Annotated in this window: 16 protein-coding genes and 1 tRNA gene; 11 read left to right on the plus strand and 6 right to left on the minus strand. The window is 55.5% G+C overall.

Going from position 1 to position 16,077, the window contains the following annotated elements; translation table 11 throughout:
• Positions 1–105: 105 nt before the first annotated feature.
• Together F1C16_RS19465 and ispF are read right to left on the minus strand one after the other, a co-directional pair.
• The gene (locus F1C16_RS19465) at positions 106–1,794 is read right to left on the minus strand and encodes a M28 family peptidase (protein ID WP_185282253.1); all 1,689 of its coding nucleotides are present in this window, start codon (positions 1,792–1,794) and stop codon (positions 106–108) included.
• 80 nt (positions 1,795–1,874) lie between these two features.
• A complete protein-coding gene (gene ispF / locus F1C16_RS19470; RefSeq protein ID WP_185282254.1) occupies positions 1,875–2,354 on the minus strand; it encodes a 2-C-methyl-D-erythritol 2,4-cyclodiphosphate synthase in 480 nt (159 codons plus the stop codon).
• A 208-nt stretch (positions 2,355–2,562) separates the two neighbouring features.
• On the opposite strand from ispF, the gene F1C16_RS19475 reads away from it, so the two are divergent.
• The 6 genes from F1C16_RS19475 (at position 2,563) to F1C16_RS19500 (ending at position 10,248) form a co-directional block, all read left to right on the plus strand.
• Positions 2,563–3,174 carry a TetR/AcrR family transcriptional regulator gene (locus tag F1C16_RS19475; RefSeq protein ID WP_185282255.1) on the plus strand — a complete coding sequence of 204 codons (612 nt, stop codon included), beginning with the start codon at positions 2,563–2,565 and terminating at the stop codon, positions 3,172–3,174.
• 33 nt (positions 3,175–3,207) lie between these two features.
• Positions 3,208–4,752 carry a TolC family protein gene (locus F1C16_RS19480; RefSeq protein ID WP_185282256.1) on the plus strand — a complete coding sequence of 515 codons (1,545 nt, stop codon included), beginning with the start codon at positions 3,208–3,210 and terminating at the stop codon, positions 4,750–4,752.
• Positions 4,753–4,811: 59 nt separating this feature from the next.
• Positions 4,812–5,951: an efflux RND transporter periplasmic adaptor subunit gene (locus F1C16_RS19485; protein ID WP_185282257.1), complete on the plus strand. Its 1,140-nt coding sequence runs from the start codon at positions 4,812–4,814 to the stop codon at positions 5,949–5,951.
• Positions 5,952–6,002: 51 nt separating this feature from the next.
• The gene (locus tag F1C16_RS19490; RefSeq protein WP_185282258.1) at positions 6,003–6,395 is read left to right on the plus strand and encodes a four helix bundle protein; all 393 of its coding nucleotides are present in this window, start codon (positions 6,003–6,005) and stop codon (positions 6,393–6,395) included.
• An 8-nt stretch (positions 6,396–6,403) separates the two neighbouring features.
• On the plus strand, positions 6,404–9,841 hold the full coding sequence (locus F1C16_RS19495; protein ID WP_185282259.1) for an efflux RND transporter permease subunit: 3,438 nt from the start codon (positions 6,404–6,406) through the stop codon (positions 9,839–9,841).
• Between the two features lie 137 nt (positions 9,842–9,978).
• Positions 9,979–10,248 (plus strand): phosphopantetheine-binding protein, encoded by a 270-nt coding sequence (locus F1C16_RS19500; RefSeq protein ID WP_185282260.1) that lies wholly within the window; start codon positions 9,979–9,981, stop codon positions 10,246–10,248.
• Between the two features lie 83 nt (positions 10,249–10,331).
• Here F1C16_RS19500 and F1C16_RS23410 read toward each other — a convergent pair whose 3' ends face one another.
• On the minus strand, positions 10,332–11,021 hold the full coding sequence (locus tag F1C16_RS23410; RefSeq protein WP_185282261.1) for a YkvA family protein: 690 nt from the start codon (positions 11,019–11,021) through the stop codon (positions 10,332–10,334).
• A gap of 162 nt (positions 11,022–11,183) precedes the next feature.
• Positions 11,184–11,783, minus strand: coding sequence for a C40 family peptidase (locus F1C16_RS19510; protein WP_185282262.1), 600 nt, complete (start codon positions 11,781–11,783; stop codon positions 11,184–11,186).
• 316 nt (positions 11,784–12,099) lie between these two features.
• Between F1C16_RS19510 and F1C16_RS19515 the strand changes: the two genes are divergently transcribed.
• Entirely contained in the window at positions 12,100–12,462 is a 363-nt protein-coding gene (locus tag F1C16_RS19515; RefSeq protein WP_185282263.1) for a hypothetical protein, read from the plus strand.
• Positions 12,463–12,546: 84 nt separating this feature from the next.
• Here the strand turns inward: F1C16_RS19515 and F1C16_RS19520 are convergent, their stop codons facing one another.
• Entirely contained in the window at positions 12,547–13,341 is a 795-nt protein-coding gene (locus tag F1C16_RS19520) for an SDR family oxidoreductase (RefSeq protein WP_185282264.1), read from the minus strand.
• Between the two features lie 241 nt (positions 13,342–13,582).
• Between F1C16_RS19520 and F1C16_RS19525 the strand changes: the two genes are divergently transcribed.
• On the plus strand, positions 13,583–14,074 hold the full coding sequence (locus F1C16_RS19525; RefSeq protein ID WP_185282265.1) for a hypothetical protein: 492 nt from the start codon (positions 13,583–13,585) through the stop codon (positions 14,072–14,074).
• A 67-nt stretch (positions 14,075–14,141) separates the two neighbouring features.
• Here the strand turns inward: F1C16_RS19525 and F1C16_RS19530 are convergent.
• Positions 14,142–14,214: transfer RNA gene (locus F1C16_RS19530), tRNA-Thr, on the minus strand.
• A gap of 189 nt (positions 14,215–14,403) precedes the next feature.
• On the opposite strand from F1C16_RS19530, the gene F1C16_RS19535 reads away from it, so the two are divergent.
• The 3 genes from F1C16_RS19535 to F1C16_RS19545 all read left to right on the plus strand — a co-directional run bounded on the left by F1C16_RS19535 (position 14,404) and on the right by F1C16_RS19545 (position 16,023).
• Positions 14,404–14,898 (plus strand): hypothetical protein, encoded by a 495-nt coding sequence (locus F1C16_RS19535; RefSeq protein ID WP_185282266.1) that lies wholly within the window; start codon positions 14,404–14,406, stop codon positions 14,896–14,898.
• 70 nt (positions 14,899–14,968) lie between these two features.
• On the plus strand, positions 14,969–15,727 hold the full coding sequence (locus F1C16_RS19540) for an FkbM family methyltransferase (protein WP_185282267.1): 759 nt from the start codon (positions 14,969–14,971) through the stop codon (positions 15,725–15,727).
• 17 nt (positions 15,728–15,744) lie between these two features.
• Complete coding sequence (locus F1C16_RS19545) at positions 15,745–16,023, plus strand: DUF4834 family protein (RefSeq protein WP_185282268.1); 279 nt, start codon at positions 15,745–15,747, stop codon at positions 16,021–16,023.
• Positions 16,024–16,077: the final 54 nt, after the last annotated feature.

Here is a 16,077-nt window from a genome sequence, read left to right on the forward strand (position 1 = left end):
CCTGCAAAGGACCTTCTCACACATGAACAGCAAGTACAACAACGACTTGTGCTTATATAAAAGGTCCTTCGCAAGCTCAGGATGACAGTTATCCAACGAATGAAACTACGGCTTGTTGGAATCTACCACAATCCGCTTGTCCCGATTAGCTAGGTCCCAGGCCGTGTAGAACACCAAGCGGGCGCGGGGCTCCATTTTCTGAAACTCGATTTTATCGACTTCATCGCCAGCGCCATGGTAGTCGTCGTGTACGCCGTTGAAGAAGAAGGCTACCGGAATTTTATGCTTAGCGAAATTATAGTGGTCGGAGCGGTAGTAGAACCGGTTGGGGTCCTGTGGGTCGTTGAAGCGGAAGTCCAGGTTGATGTTGTCGTGCTTCTGGTTTTCCTCCTGCAAAATGGTGTGTAGTTCCGAGGAAAGCTTGTCTGAGCCAATCACATACACATAGGTAGGTTGGCCTTCGTGCTCCTTGTCGGTGCGGCCCACCATGTCGGTGTTTAGGTCGGCTACGGTGCTTTCCAGCGGGAATACGGGGTGGTCGGTGTAGTACTCCGAGCCCAGCAGGCCTTTTTCCTCACCCGTTACGGTCAGGAACAGAATGCTACGACGTGGGCCATGGCCTTCTGCCTTAGCCTTGGTGAAGGCCTCTGCCATTTCCAGCACCGATACCGTGCCCGAGCCATCGTCGTCGGCGCCATTGTTCACCTCGCCATTCGTGATGCCGATGTGGTCGTAGTGAGCCGAGAGCACCAGCAACTCGTCCTTCTTGTCAGTTCCTTCGAGGTAGCCCAGCACGTTTTCAGTAGTGAAATCCTCGGTTTTGCGGGGCGCTTTAATGCTGAATTTGGTGGGCTTGAAGGGCGCCACCACCTGTTTGCCCGCCTTGGTGATGCTCTGCTGATACTTGGTAACGGCCGCAGCCGTAGTGCCCAACATCTTGTACCCTACCTGCGGCGACACAAAGAACATGGTAGCACGCGGCGTCTTCTGGGCATCCTTGAAAGCAATGCTAGGCCGATTGATGTAGCCCGCCATGCGCGCCGCTAGCTTCTGGAAGTTGCTGTTGGGGTTGAAATCAACGAAAAACACGCTACGGGCGCCTTTCTGGATAGCTAGTGCCGCCTTCGCCCGGTAATCAGTACCCCACTTGCTGGGGTTGCCGTCTTTGCCTAGCAATGGCTGATTTTGGGTGTTGGTGGGCTCCCCAATCAACATAATCAGGTCTTTCCCTTTCACATCGAGGCCGGTGTAGTCGGAGTAGTCGTCCTGCTCGATGCCGTAGCCCACAAACACGGGCTGCACCGTAGTTTCCTGCTGGAAGGGCGAGGTACCCATGCCGTAAAAATCCTGGAGCCACTGGTAGGTCTGACCGGCCACCTTCAGGGTAGCGCCGTCGGCCCAGGTGCTGCGCTCCATGGTGAAGTGCTGGAGGTAGGGATTGTCGGAGCCCTGCACGGGGCCTGTCAGCCCCAACTCTTTGAAACGGTTGGCTATGTATTCGGCAGCCATTTTCTGGCCTTTCTCGCCGGTTTCGCGGCCTTCGTACGCATCCGAGGCAATGATGCTCAGATGCTTGCGCAAGTCTTCCTGCGTAATGGTCTGGGCGTAGGTAGCAGCCAGGTCGGAGCCGGCGGACAGCACCGTTTGCGGGGCCGATTGCTGGGGCGGGGTGGTGGGGGCTTCGGTCTGAGCGCCGCGCTTGTGCTTTACTTTAATTTTCTTAGGCTGCTGCGCCACGCTGGCCGTTGTGCAGCACGCTGCCAGCAGCAGGGTTAGGAGAGAGGGTTTGTTCATTCGTTGGGTCTTGGAGATTTTGTTTTTAGCAGAACGTTATTCGATGGGTCGTCATTTCGACCAACGGGAGAAATGACGACCTATTGCTGCATAATCAGCACCGAAGCGTAGGCGGCTACACCCTCGCGGCGGCCTACAAAGCCCAGCTTTTCGGTGGTAGTGGCTTTAATGCTGATGTCCTCTTCGGCTATACCCATCACCTCGGCCAGCACGCGCTGCATTTCCGGGATGTGCGGATTTACCTTAGGCGCTTCCAGGCAAATGGTAGAGTCGATGTTGCTGATCTGGTAGCTTTTCTCGCGTAGCAGGCGCACTACTTCGGCCAGCAGGCGCTTGCTGTCAATGCCTTTATACTGTGGGTCGGTGTCGGGAAAGTGAAAGCCGATGTCGCGCAGATTGGCGGCACCCAGCAGCGCATCGCAGATAACGTGGATGAGCACGTCGGCGTCGGAGTGGCCCAAGGCGCCGTGCGTGTGCGGCACCTGAATACCACCAAGCCAGAAGGGTAGGCCCTCCCGAAGCTGATGAACGTCGTAGCCGAAGCCAGTTCGGATTTTCATAGGAAAAGCAAGGAATAGAAATGAAGGCCCCAAGATACGGCCCTCGCCAGACTCAGGGCATATGAGCGCGCAGTGAAAAAAAGTATAGTGAGGGTAAAATATTGCGCGGCGCTATACGTCTGCACCGGCAATAGAAGGAGTTGCTGAAAAAAACAGATGGAAACTTTGGAATCAATTAAAGTTTCCGATGTACCTTTGCAGCGTGAGTATGGAAACGAAAGACCGGATATTACACGCTGCCAGGGAGTTGTTTATGCGTAACGGCGTCCGAAGCGTATCAATGGATGACATTGCCAACCACCTGGCCATGTCGAAAAAGACCCTCTATAAATGGTTCAGCAACAAGGATGAGATTGTGCAGACCTCCATCCAGCAGCACCTTGTAGAGGAGTCAACCTGCGAAGTCCCTACCAAAGGCGCTGCGAATGCACTGGAAGAAATGTTTCAATTGATGCAGTGGCACCGACAGTTTCTGAGTGAATTGCACCCCAGCATCTTCTACGATTTGCAGAAATACCACCCGCAGGCCTGGGCGCTGTTTGAAGAGCATAAAAAGACCTTCTTACTGCAAAAAATAATTGAAAATCTGGAGCGGGGCATGGCTGAAGGCGTGTACCGCGCAGATCTGGACTTGGCCGTGCTGGGGCGCCTGCGCCTGGCGGAAATAGACTTATGCTTCAACCCCGATATTTTTCCGAACCGGCAGTTTGAGCTGATTCAGCTGCACACGGTATGCCTGGAGCATTTTTTACTCGGCATTTCCTCCTTGAAAGGTCATAAGCTCATCAACCAATACCGGCAACTAACAGAGGTCGAGTAGCCTCTCCCAAGTGTTCCCTCGCTCTTTTCCTATATGAAAAACATTTGCCGCCTACTGCTGCTACTTGCAGTGCTGGGTTTCCTGAGTCTGCACGAGCTACTGGCTCAAACACCGGCCACTGGTCAGCCCGTAGCCACCACTGCTCCCATGGCGCTGTCGTTGCCACAGGCTATCGACTACGCCGTCAAGAATAAATCCACGCTCCAGTCTACGCGTATCGACCAGCAGCTGGCCGCCGCGCAGGTAGGACAGGTAAAGTCGCAGGGCCTGCCGCAGATAAATGTGTCTTCTTCCATAACGGACAATTACAAGCTGCAACGCTCCTTGGTTGACTTCGGCGCTTTTGGTGGTGGACAAGGTCCACTAACTGGTGCTGCCCTCACGCCAGAAGCGGTAGCAAGCGCACAAAACGGGCAAGTAGTGAATCTACCGCCTACCTACGACCCCTACGTGCCGGCGCCGCCTACGGCACTATCGTTGGGCTTTCAGTGGCAGGGCAACGCCTCGGCCTCGGCTTCGCAGCAGCTGTTCAATGGTTCCTACCTCTTGGGGCTGAAAGCCGCTAAAGTATATCAGCAGTTGTCGGTAAAGCAGACCAAGCAAAGCGAAATTGATGTAGTAGAGCAGGTGTCGAAAGCCTACTACAGCACGCTGGTGGCCGGGCAACGGCTAGATTTGCTGTCCCGCAACGTGGCCCGCCTAGATACGCTGCTTTATCAGACCCAGAAGACATTTGAAGCTGGTTTTGCTGAGAAGCTGGACGTGCAGCGTCTGCAAGTGCAGCGCAACAACCTGCGCATTGAGCAGCAAAACGCCGAGCGCCTGATTGAGCTGAGCGTGGCGCTGCTGAAGTTCCAGATGGGCCTCGATCAGCGCCAACCCGTGCAGCTCACCGATTCGCTGAGCACGGCCGTGCTGGATGCCGAGCGCCTAAAGCAGAGTCTTGTTCAGGCTGATGCTGATTTCAACTATCAAAACCGCATTGAGTACTCGGTGCTGGAAACCCAACGCGACCTGGCTGCGCTAGACGTACGCAATCAGAAAGCTGGCTACTTGCCCACCCTCAACCTAATTGGTGCCTATGGCTTCTTGGGTTCGGCCCGTTCGCTACCTACCTTAATGGAGTTCCGCGGAGCAGGTTCGATAGATTCAAAGACGCAGTTCCCCAACCAGAACTGGTTTGCCTTCGGCAATGTGGGCTTGCAGTTGCAAATCCCGGTTTTCGATGGTTTCCGCAAGAAGTACCAGGTGCAAACAGCTAAGCTGACGCTGAAGCAGGTAAATACGGGCTTTACTACCCTGCAACAGAGCATTGACCTACAACGCACTCAGAGCCAGACCACGCTGCAAAACGACCTGGATGTGCTGGCCAACCAGCGCGCCAACCTGGACCTGGCTACGGAAGTAGCACGGGTAGCCAAAATCAAGTTTCAGGAGGGGGTAGGCTCCAACGTGGAGCTGATTACGGCCGAAACCGACCTGCGCCAGGCCCAAACCAACTACTACTCGGCACTCTATGATGCGTTGGTCGCCAAAGTCGATTACGACAAAGCCAGCGGCACGCTGTACACTAAATAAGCTGTTAGCTAATGGCTGTTAGCTGTTGGCTTTTTCTAGAATACTCTCCTTCATCCCATATGAAACGCTCCTCTTTCAAAGCTATCAGCTATCAGCTACTAGCTATCAGCTTACTAGCTACGTCCTGCGGTCAGGGCGACAAAGACCCGGCCGCCCGGTTGGCGGAACTCAAAAAAGAGCAAGCCGCCACTCAGGCTAAAATTGCGGATTTGGAAGCCAAAACCGGCGCCAAAGAAGCCAACGCGGCCGCGCAGGCCGTGCCCGTATCAGTACTTAATGTGCAGCCCGAGAACTTTGCCAGCTATTTGGAAGTGCAGGGTAGGGCCGATTTTGATGAGAATGCCAACGTGTCGCCGCGGGCGCCGGGCACTATCACCAGCATCCGCGTGCAGCGCGGCGACCGGGTGAGCAAAGGCCAGATTCTGGCTACCCTAGACGCGGCTGTGCTGGAATCCGGTATTGCTGAGCTGCGCACCCGCATGGACTTGGCCCGCGTGATCTACGAAAAGCAGAAGCGCCTCTGGGACCAGGAAATCGGGACCGAAGTGCAGTATTTGCAGGCCAAAAACAACTATGAGGCGCTCAAGAATAACCTCACCACCCAGCAGCGGCAGCGCGACCAGTACAACGTGCGGGCGCCCTTCGCAGGCACCGTGGATGACGTGCCGGCCAAGGTAGGGGAGTCGTCGGGACCTGGTTCGCCGGTGGTGCGCCTGCTCAGCGGCAGTAGCGGCAAGATTGTGGCCGACATCTCGGAAGCCTACTCCAACAACATCAAGCCCGGCGACAAAGCCCTGGTAAGCATTCCCGACATGGGCGAGGAGAATATTTCCGCTACGGTGCGTACGGTCAGCAGCATCATCAACCCCACCAGCCGCACATTCACTATTGAGCTGCGCCTGAATAGCTCAGCCGCTGTGAAGCTGCGCCCCAACATGGTAGCCACCGTACGCATTCAGAACTATAACAGCCAGAACGCTACCGTGCTACCCGTAGACTTGGTGCAGCGCGACGAGCAGAATAGCTATGTGTACGTGGTAGAAAATAAAGGCCAGCAGAAAATAGCTGCCAAGCGCGTTATCGAAACCGGCGCCACTTACAACGGTAAAGTGGAGGTAACCAGCGGTTTGAAAGCGGATGATCAGGTAGTATCAGCGGGCTATCAGAATTTAAACCCCGGCCAAATAGTTAGCTTATAGCTGCTGGCTGTTAGCTATTAGCTTCATAAGTGTAAGCGAAAAGCTACGTAAATGAAAAATTATAAGGAATTGCGGGTTTGGCAGCAAGGGCTACGGATTGTAGGCTTTGCGTACGAGGTAGCCCGTCAGTTGCCGCGCGAGGAAACGTACGGTTTGCGTAGTCAGATGACGCGGACGGCCATTTCAATTCCGTCAAACATAGCCGAAGGTAGTAGTCGCACCAGCGAATTGGAGTATAAGCACTTTCTGGAAATTGCGTTAGGCTCTTGCTTTGAACTTGATACGCAACTCATCGCGGCTATCCAATTAGGGTTTATTGAACTGCCACCAGACCATCCACTTCCTACTCTTCTAGAAGAAGAAATAAAGATGCTACACGGCTTCATTAGTCGTCTGTCTTCTACTTCAAAAGCTATTAGCCAACAGCTAGCAGCTAACAGCTAAAGAAAGCCATGCAGGATATAGAAAAAGAATTTGGGCCCACCAGTTGGTCCATCAATAACAAGACGAGTATTTACATCATCACGCTGATCTTGTGTATCGCGGGGGTGTTTGCGTACATCAAGCTCGGCAAGGAGAAGTTTCCGGATATCGTGATTCCGCGCATCATCGTGGCCACGGTGTACCCCGGCACTTCACCCACGGACATTGAAAACCTGGTAACGCGCCAGCTCGAAAAGGAGATTAAGAGCGTGAATGGGGTGAAGAAAATCAACTCTACCTCCAACCAGGACTACGCCATTGTGGACGTAGAATTCAACTCGGGTGTGGATGTGCAGTATGCCAAGCAGCTCATTAAAGACGCGGTGGACAAAGCCAGCTCTGAGCTGCCCAACGACTTGCCGGCCCCGCCCACGGTGCAGGAGGTAAATATCTCCGAACAGCCAATTATGTACATCAACCTGGCCGGCAACCTGCCCCTGAGCCAGTTGAAAAGCTATGCCGACGACTTTCAGGACAAGATTGAAGCCCTACCCGAAATTACGCGGGTAGACATTGTGGGTGCCCTGGAGCAGCAAGTGAACGTAGATGTGGACCTGAACCGCCTGCGCGCTTCCCGCCTCAGCTTCACCGACATCAGCAACGCCATTGCCCGCGAGAACATTACCATCTCGGGTGGCTCGGTGGACGTGGGCGACCAGAAACGCGCCGTGCGCGTGGCTGGGCAGTACGCCAACGCCGCCAACATTGCCGATATCCAGATCAAAAACCTGAACGGTTCGGCTATTCGCCTGGGCGATATTGCCACGGTGACCGATGCTTTTAAAGACCGCGAATCCTACGCTCGTCTGGATGGCAAAACCGCCATTACGCTGAACGTGGTAAAGCGTCAGGGTGAAAACCTGATTGAAGCTTCGGATAAAATTAAAACGATTATTGCCGATGCCGAGCAGACCCTACCCAAGGAGCTGACCATCACCGTGACGGGCGACACCTCGAACGACACCCGCGTGACGCTCAACGACTTGATCAACACCATTATCATCGGCTTCCTGCTGGTAACGCTGATTCTGATGTTCTTCATGGGCACCACCAATGCCCTGTTTGTGGGCTTGTCGGTGCCGCTGTCGATGTTCCTGGCTTTCGTGCTGCTGCCTACCCTGGATTTCTCGCTGAACATGATTGTGCTCTTCGCCTTCCTGCTGGCGCTGGGCATTGTGGTGGACGACGCCATTGTGGTAATTGAAAACACGCACCGTCTGCTGCACGAGCACCCTGAGATGACCACGGCCCAGGCCGCTAAGTATGCTGCCGGCGAGGTGTTCGTGCCCGTACTAGCCGGTACCCTGACGACGGTAGCACCCTTCGTGCCGCTGATGTTCTGGCCAGGTATTGTGGGCTCGTTTATGTTCTACCTACCTGTTACCTTGATTCTTACGTTGATGTCGTCGCTCATCGTGGCCTTCATCATGAACCCGGTATTTGCCGTGTCGTTTATGGAGCGCGAGGAAAACCACGGCGGCAAGGTGGTAGCTTGGCGCGAGTTGTCTACGCTGGCTAAGCTGTCGATTGGTGCTGTGGCAGTCATTGCGGTCATTGGCTACCTCAGCGGCTCTACCTTCCTGGGCAACCTAATGCTGACGCTGCTGGCCTTCATTTTCCTGAACAACTACGTGTTGGTGAAGCTGATTGCCGGCTTCCAGATGAAAGTGCTGCCCCGCTTCCAAAACGGTTACCAAAGCCTGGTACGCTGGGCACTCAACTGGCCGATAGCCATTATGGTAAGCATGTTGGTGCTGTTTGTAGTGGCGTTCTTCGCCGTGGGCGCCCGCTCGCCCAAGGTGGAATTCTTCCCCAGCGGTGACCCCAAATTCATCTACACCTACCTGAAGATGCCAGTGGGCACACGGGTAGAGGTAACGGACTCGGTGGCCCGCATTCTAGAGCGCCGCATCTACGGCGTGATTGGCCGCAACAACCACGATGTGGAATCGGTGATTACCAACGTGGCCATCGGTGCCGGCGACCCTGGCGAAGCTACGGCTACTGGCGTGTCGCAGTCCAACCTGGCGAAGATCGGCGTGGCGTTCAAGGAAACCAGCGAGCGGACCGGACCGGCCACCAGTGAGTACATGAATAAGATCCGGGAGGTGGTGAAAGGCATTCCGGGTGCCGAAATTTCGGTGGACAAGGAAGCCAGCGGTCCGCCCGTGGGTAAGGAAATTGCTATCGAAGTGGCTGGTGATGATTATCCTACCCTCGCCAAGCTCTCCAAGAAAGTAACGCGCTACGTCGACTCGCTCAACATTGGCGGCATCGAGCAGCTGCGCTCTAACCTGGAAGACCGCAACCCCGAAATTGCCGTTGACATCAACCGTACCCGTGCCAACCGCGAGGGCATCAGCACGGCCCAGATTGGCTCCGAAGTGCGCACGGCCATCTACGGCTTCGAAGCCAGCAAATTCAAAACACCTGATGATGAATACCCGATTCAGGTACGCTACGCCGAGCCCTACCGCAACGACGTAGATGCCATCCTGAACTCGCCCCTTACCTTCCGCGACGCGACGGGCCAAGTACGCCAGGTGCCCATCTCCTCGGTGGCTGATGTGAAGTACGGTACTACCTACGGTGGCATCAAGCGCAAGGACACCAAGCGCGTGATTACGATTTCCTCGAACGTGCTGGGTGGTTTCACCGGCCCCGACGTGGTGCGCAACATCGAGCAGGCGCTGAAATCCTTCCCTACCCCGCCCGGCTACACCATCCGAATGGGTGGCGCGCAGGAAGACCAGCAGGAAACTAGTTCGTTCCTGGGCATTGCGGCCATCGGCGCCATCGGCCTGATTTTCTTGGTGCTGGTTACGCAGTTCAACTCGGTGAGCAAGCCGATTATCATCCTCACGGAAATTATTTTCTCCGTAATCGGGGTGATGTTGGGCTTGGCTATCACGGGCATGAACATCAGTATCGTAATGACGGGGGTAGGCATTATTGCTCTGGCTGGTATTGTGGTGAAAAACGGTATTCTGTTGGTAGAATTCACCGACATGCTCCGCTCGCAGGGAATGAAGCTACGCGAAGCCATTGTTCTGGCCGGCCGCACCCGCCTGAACCCGGTAATCCTGACGGCCACGGCCGCCACGCTGGGCCTGATCCCGCTAGCTATTGGTCTGAATATCGACTTCTACGAGTTGTTCAACTCGGGTCACCCCAACTTCTTTATCGGCGGAGAATCGGTGGTGTTCTGGGGGCCGCTGGCTTGGACAATTATTTTCGGGTTGGTGTTTGCAACCATTATCACCCTGTTGGTAGTCCCCGTTATGTACCTGCTCAACGAGCGGCTACGGGCCAAGCTCACGGGCGTCGACCCCGACGCTCCGCGCGAGGCGCCGGCCGATGCGGAGGAGGTGCGGGCCGCTCGCCCACCGGTGCTGGCCGAAGCGTAATCATTATTTCACAGTATTTTCACGCCAGCATAACAAACCTCGCCGGCTGTTACTCTTCTCGCAAGGGTAGCAGCCGGCAGGAAATGGCCCTGGCCGCTGCCGGTTGCTGGAACTGCGGTGTTTCTTTCTCTTTCTTTATGTTACCTACTACTACCCCAGCCGTTAAATCCATCGAGCAGCAAGTGTTGCGCATTGTCAGCCAGCGCCGGCCTATGCGCCCCGTTCGCTTGCGTAGTCGTCTCAACCACGAGCTGGGCCTCGACCAACTCGATGTAGTCAACATCATTCTGGCCCTGGAGCAGAGCTTCCACATCGTCATCCCCGATGAGGTACCGCTCACTACCGTAAGCGACTTCGTGACTTATGTAGCCGAGCATACGCCCGAAACGGCCAGTCAGGCTGCTTAATATAGCGGCCATACATGCACAAAGGCCCGCAACACACCAGTGTTGCGGGCCTTTCTTGTTAGCAAAGGGTAGGGGCTTACCGCCTACCGAATGTTGCCTCCCGTAGCAGTTGTATCGATGTTGGGCTGGCGGCTGCTGCTGGTAGTAGTAGCCGCTACGTCGGGCTGCGTGGGCGAGCTGGACGTGGCATCGTCGCTTAAGTCGGTTGTACCAGCTTTTTTAGCTGATTCGGGAGTTTCCTGTGCGGGCTCGTGGGCGGAGGCTGGTGCGGCCTGAGCCGGCGTTTGCACGCGCGCTGAATTATCCACCGTTGCGCTGAAGCCAGTAGCTGCGGGGCTATCCTCTACCACCACCGGACGAGTTTTTTCCCACTCCGCAAATTTATCGAGCTGTTCCTTGAGCGTGGAGGTGAACCAGGCTATCAGAGCCACGTCGTCGAGGAGACCAATCACCGGAATAAAGTCCGGAATCACGTCGATGGGGCTCAGAAAGTAGATAAGCACGGCCACAGCCGCCAAGATGGAAGAAGCCGGCAGGCCCGTGTATTCGCCCGTGCTAGCCGAGCGCACCAGCCGAATCAGCGTTTGCACAGTTTCCCAGGCTTCGTGCGCCAGGCTTCCTAGCTCGTTTTTCTCGCGGGCTTTCTGGTAGGCATCATTCAGGAGCTGTTTGATGCGCAGGGGTTTACTCAGGTATTCTTCGGCTTTGCCCAGAAACTTCTTGAAGAACGGGGAAGAAGCAACGTGTTCGCCTTTAGGTGCTTTCGTAGCCATAGGGTAGGAGCGTAAAAGAAAATAGAAAGCTGATGCCGTTATAGACAGCCGCCGATGCTACATACTAAATCAACCGGAAATAGTTGTAGCTGAAACGAAGGTAAAAAAAAGCCCCGTTCGTGGGAACGGGGCTTTCGAAGCATAGGAAAGGAAGCAGTTGCGCTAGTTCAGGGCTACCCGGCCAGCGGCGTAAAAGTTGCGCTGGTAGTACGCCTGCTTCAGAGAGCTAACCATCACACCGCCATTGGTAGCAGAATGGGCAAACTTACCATCGTTGAGGTAGATGCCTACGTGATAGATGGGCTGGCCCGGTCCACGACGGAAAAACACCAGGTCGCCGGGCTGCATTTCGTCTTTGTCTACGTGCTTCACATTCTGGAACATGGAGCGCGAGCTGCGTTGTAGGGTGATGCCGTATACTTCCTTAAACACCCGCGTCACGAAGCCCGAGCAGTCGGTGCCGCGCTTGGAGTTGCTGCCGTAGCGGTAGGGCGTGCCCAGCCAATCGAGCACAGTTTCCAGCAGGTTTTTGTCTTCGGTACGGTCGAGCGATACGCCGAGCTTCTGCTCGTAGTGGGCGTAGGCCACAGAGTCGTTAGCGAAAGCAGGCAGCGCGGTGCCATCTGCAAAACCGGAAAAGTCGGGGAGGAGCGAGGCTTGAGCTACTATAGGAGCCGAATTGTTCGTTTCGGGCGTACGCTCAAAGAAAAACGAAAGGGCCATCGAGGCAGCGGCGAGGCAATACAGAATTCTGTTGTTCATTGTCCGTCGTAGAGGTGGCGAAAAGCTGCGGCCGATACGGAAAAAGGCGCGCTAGCAGTAGTAGGGTACTTCGATAAGAAAGGGCTGCCGTGTAGCAGGAAATAAAGAAGCAAAAAGGAGTAGTCAGACTGATAAAACCTCGATATTTCTAGGATACCAGATTTTTAAAGCTAAGCCGTAATAGAGGAGCTATCCAAGTAAAGCCGGTATTTTATTCCCGCTTTATAGGTTAAATTCAATGGATAAGCTAAAAAATTATATAAAATACGAAACTACGCTGGGTTATACACCGTATAAACCTGCCCAAATTTTACACATGAAAGTAGCGCCCGTTATCGAAAATTCTCCTTTCGCCCGCATCGCCCGCATGGTGCTCAAATCGCGTAGCGTGGCCATGGTATTAGGCGGCACCATTCATCTGAGTGGAGCTACTAAAGAGGAATTTTTGCGCGACCCGCGTTGGGTGGCGCACGAGATGTGCCACATCCGGCAGTACCAGCAGTATGGCCGGGTAGGGTTCCTTCGCCGCTACCTGCGCGACTGGCTACGCCACGGCTACTACAATATCCCCTTCGAAGCCGAAGCCCGCGTGGCCGGCGACCAGGAAGCGCACCTCTACGCCAACGGCCGCCCCGTGCCCTCGCGCGCCCACTCGCACAAAGGTGCAGGTGAGGTGTAGCTTGAGCCCTTAACCTAATAAGAGCTACATAAAAAATGCCGCCCCACGGAGGTAGGGCGGCATTGGTAAGAAAAGAAGGGTAGCCTATTCTATTGGCTCAAACTTTTTCTGGTTGCTAAGAGCCAGCCACGTATCGGGAATAACCTTGGTCATGGCTGCCAGAAGTTTGTTGCTCACGCCCGAGATAACGCGGGTTTCACCGTTCATCAGGGCTTTGTAGCCGTCTGCGGCTACATCTTTGGGGTCAGCCTTTTCACCTTGGCCTTCTTCGGTATGCTCGGCATGGGCCGTGTAAAAGAATTCCGTTTCGGTAGCGCCAGGGCAGAGGGCCGTTACTGTCACGCCGGAATCTTTCAGCTCCACGGTGAGGGCTTCGGAGAAAGACAGCACGAAGGCTTTGCTGGCGCTGTAGACTGCCAGTAAGGCACCCGGTTGGAAAGAGGCCAAGCTCGCCAGTTGCAAGATTCGGCCTTTGCCGCGCTCCTTCATGTCGCGCCCAAATAAATAGGTGAGTTCTACCAGTGCCGTTATGTTGGTATTGATAATGCCAACGCTGCGGTTGAGGTCGGCATCTAAAAATGGACCTGCCAAGCCGAAACCAGCGTCATTCACCAGAATATCTACCTGTAAGGCTTTGCTTTGCACCTCATCATACACGCGCTGAGCGGCGCCGGGGGCACTCAGATCCTGCGTGATGAGGGTAGGGGTGATGTTGTGCTTACTCTGTAGATGCTCCGCGAAGCCTTGCAGCCCGCCGGGATTCTGGTCGACTAGCACCAACTGGTACTGGTCTTTGGCAAAGAGATGAGCGAGTTCTTGCCCAATGCCACTAGCGGCACCAGTAACAAGCGCAACAGAATAATTTGGGTCTTTGGCCATGAGAATAAGGTAGTCGGATGGTTGAGGGAAATGCCAGCGCTAGGGCGTAGCAACAGGATATCATACTACGTTAGCTGAAGCAGAGTTATAGTCGAGGTTGGGTAGGGGCGGCCAGTAATCGAGCTACTAATGCAACTAAACGTAAGGGTTTTACGAAAAAAGAAGGCAGCCCAAGGTCGCTGCCCGCGTAGTGGCTCAGCCATTGCGTGCTTCTCTCACTCGCTTACGATCTATTTCACTTATGGCAAACAAAACCCGCAATCAGCAGCCCGTATATAGCACTTCCACCTCGTCCACATCGGGCGTTTCGGCCGGTACCGTTTCTACGGGTACCAGTAGCCACACCGACCCCGGTAGCTACCGCAACGACGAATCCAACCCAGCCCAGGACCTGGACCTAAGCCCAAACCCTGCACCCCGCTCGCGCAATTCCTGGATTGAAGGCGTCAACCAACTGCCGCAGCAAGTGAAGGAGTGGAGCAACAAAGCCGTAGACCAAGTAAGCAGCCTGAGCACCACCCAAAAAGTGGTAGGCGGTGCTCTGCTGTTGGGCGGCATTGGCTGGCTGTCGTGGCGTGCGCAGAACAGCGGCGCTGACACAGATGACTCGTCGTACGATGCCGTTACTAGCACCCGCCCCTGGGGTAGTGCCAACCGCACGGAGATTGACCCGCAGTTTCAGCCCGTAACCAGCTACCGAAACGGCTTGGCCGGCGACACGGTAATTGAGTAGACGCTTGCTATACGCACAAAAAAACAGCGCCCCGATGAAATCTTTCATCGGGGCGCTGTGCGTTGAGAGCCTTCTACGGGACTCGAACCTGCGACCTGCTCATTACGAATGAGCTGCTCTACCAACTGAGCTAAGAAGGCGTTTCCGAGGTATCCGGCGCTACCAAGGGCTGCAAAGATAGCCAGACGTTCAGAAACTACACAAACCGCAGGGTCAAAAAATCTGGATATCGTGCGAAAAAGAGCGATACAACCCCAGATTGTGGTTTGGCGTTGGAAAGATACCCGTACCGCATCACCTTGCGGACACGGCTAACCTCTTTTTAGCTCATGAAGAAAAACAAACCGTCTGCCCTCGTGCAGGCCCTTGGCAGCGGCCTGGCCGGTGCCGTGGCGGTGAACCTACTACACGAAGCCGTGCGCCACCTGCGCCCCGCCGACGCACCCCGCATGGATGTACTCGGCGAGCAAGGCCTGCGCAAGCTGTTAGGCAAAGCCGATGCACCCCAACCCGACGAGGAATCGGCTTACTACCTCACCTTAGCCGGCGACTTACTCAGCAATGGTTTGTATTACAGCCTGGTGGGTAGGGGCAAGGGTGCGTGGTGGCGCGGTGTAGCGCTGGGCGCGGCCGCCGGGGTAGGCGGGGTAGTGCTGCCCGGCCCAATGGGATTAGGCGAAGCCCCCAGCAACCGTACACCTCAAACCAAAGCCATGACGGTAGCGTGGTACCTGGTAGGCGGCGTGGTGGCAGCCGGCGTATCGCGGTGGTGGAGCAAAAGCCACAAATCCAAGAAGCGCAAACCCAAGCGCCACAAAGCATAGTGTGTGCGGTTTGGGGAGTGGTAGCGCGTAGCCTTGACGTTCCGGCACTTTCCGGCATCTTTGCGGCGTGATGAAACAACTCCGTAAACTGCTGGTGCGGGCGCTGGGCTTCGAGCGCTACATTCGTCTGGTGAGTCGCGTGTACCTGCGGCTGGTGGGCGCGGGGTGGGGCAAAAAGAAGTACCCGGAGCTGTTTTTCCTGCAACAGCTGATAAAACCGGGCTTCGTTTGCCTGGATATTGGGGCCAACCTAGGGTATTACTCCGTGGCGTTGTCGCGGCTGGTAGGCAAAGAGGGTAGGGTGCTGGCCGTGGAGCCCATTCCCGATTTCCAGGCTATCTGGAAGGAAAACGTGAAGCTGAGCGGGTTTGATAACCTGACGCTGCTACCCTACGCCCTGGGCGGCCAGAACCAGATGGTGCAAATGGGCACGCCTGAGCGCCACGGCCTGCTGCACCACGGCATGACCAAAGTAGCCAGCAGCAACCCCCACGAGCACTACGCCCGCACCTACGAGGTGCCCATGCGCGTGCCCGACGAACTCCTGCGCGACCTCACCCGCCTCGACTTCGTGAAGTGCGACGTGGAAGGTTTTGAATCAGAAGTGTTTGCGCACCTGCAAGCCACGTTGCGCCGCTTTCAGCCCCTAATCCAAACGGAGCTAAACGGCCTGGAAAATCGCCAGAAGGTGGTAGCCTTACTGGCAGGTCTGGGCTATAAACCATTTGTGCTCTCCGAGCGTTTGGAATTAGTACCGTGTTCGGCTGCGCAGCTTACCAGCGCCGTCACGGCCGACTTTTACTTTCAACCTACCCCCACGGCGGCATAGCCGGGCGTTTTGTATTGATGGGCAAATTCCTGCTTTTTCTCCTCGTTTTCTTTTTCCTGGTTCGTTATGTAGTGCCGTTGGTACTGCGTTTTGTAGTGAGCCGCTTTCTGCAAAAGCACGCCCGCCGCTACGGCGACGCGTTTAGCCAGCAGGCGCCGTTTGGGCAGCCCCGGCCGTCGTCGCCCCCGCCCGCACCGGGCCAGGTGCGCGTCGATTACGTGCCACCGAAAACTGCCAAAGCCGGCGAGAAAGATTTCAAGGGCGGTGAATACGTTGATTTTGAAGAGTTGAAATAGCCACTTGGCTGTGTAGCCGATAGATAGCGCTGTGCCCCAGTTGGCAACCGGTTT

This window comes from Hymenobacter sp. NBH84 (assembly GCF_014217645.1).
GTDB lineage: Bacteria > Bacteroidota > Bacteroidia > Cytophagales > Hymenobacteraceae > Hymenobacter > Hymenobacter profundi.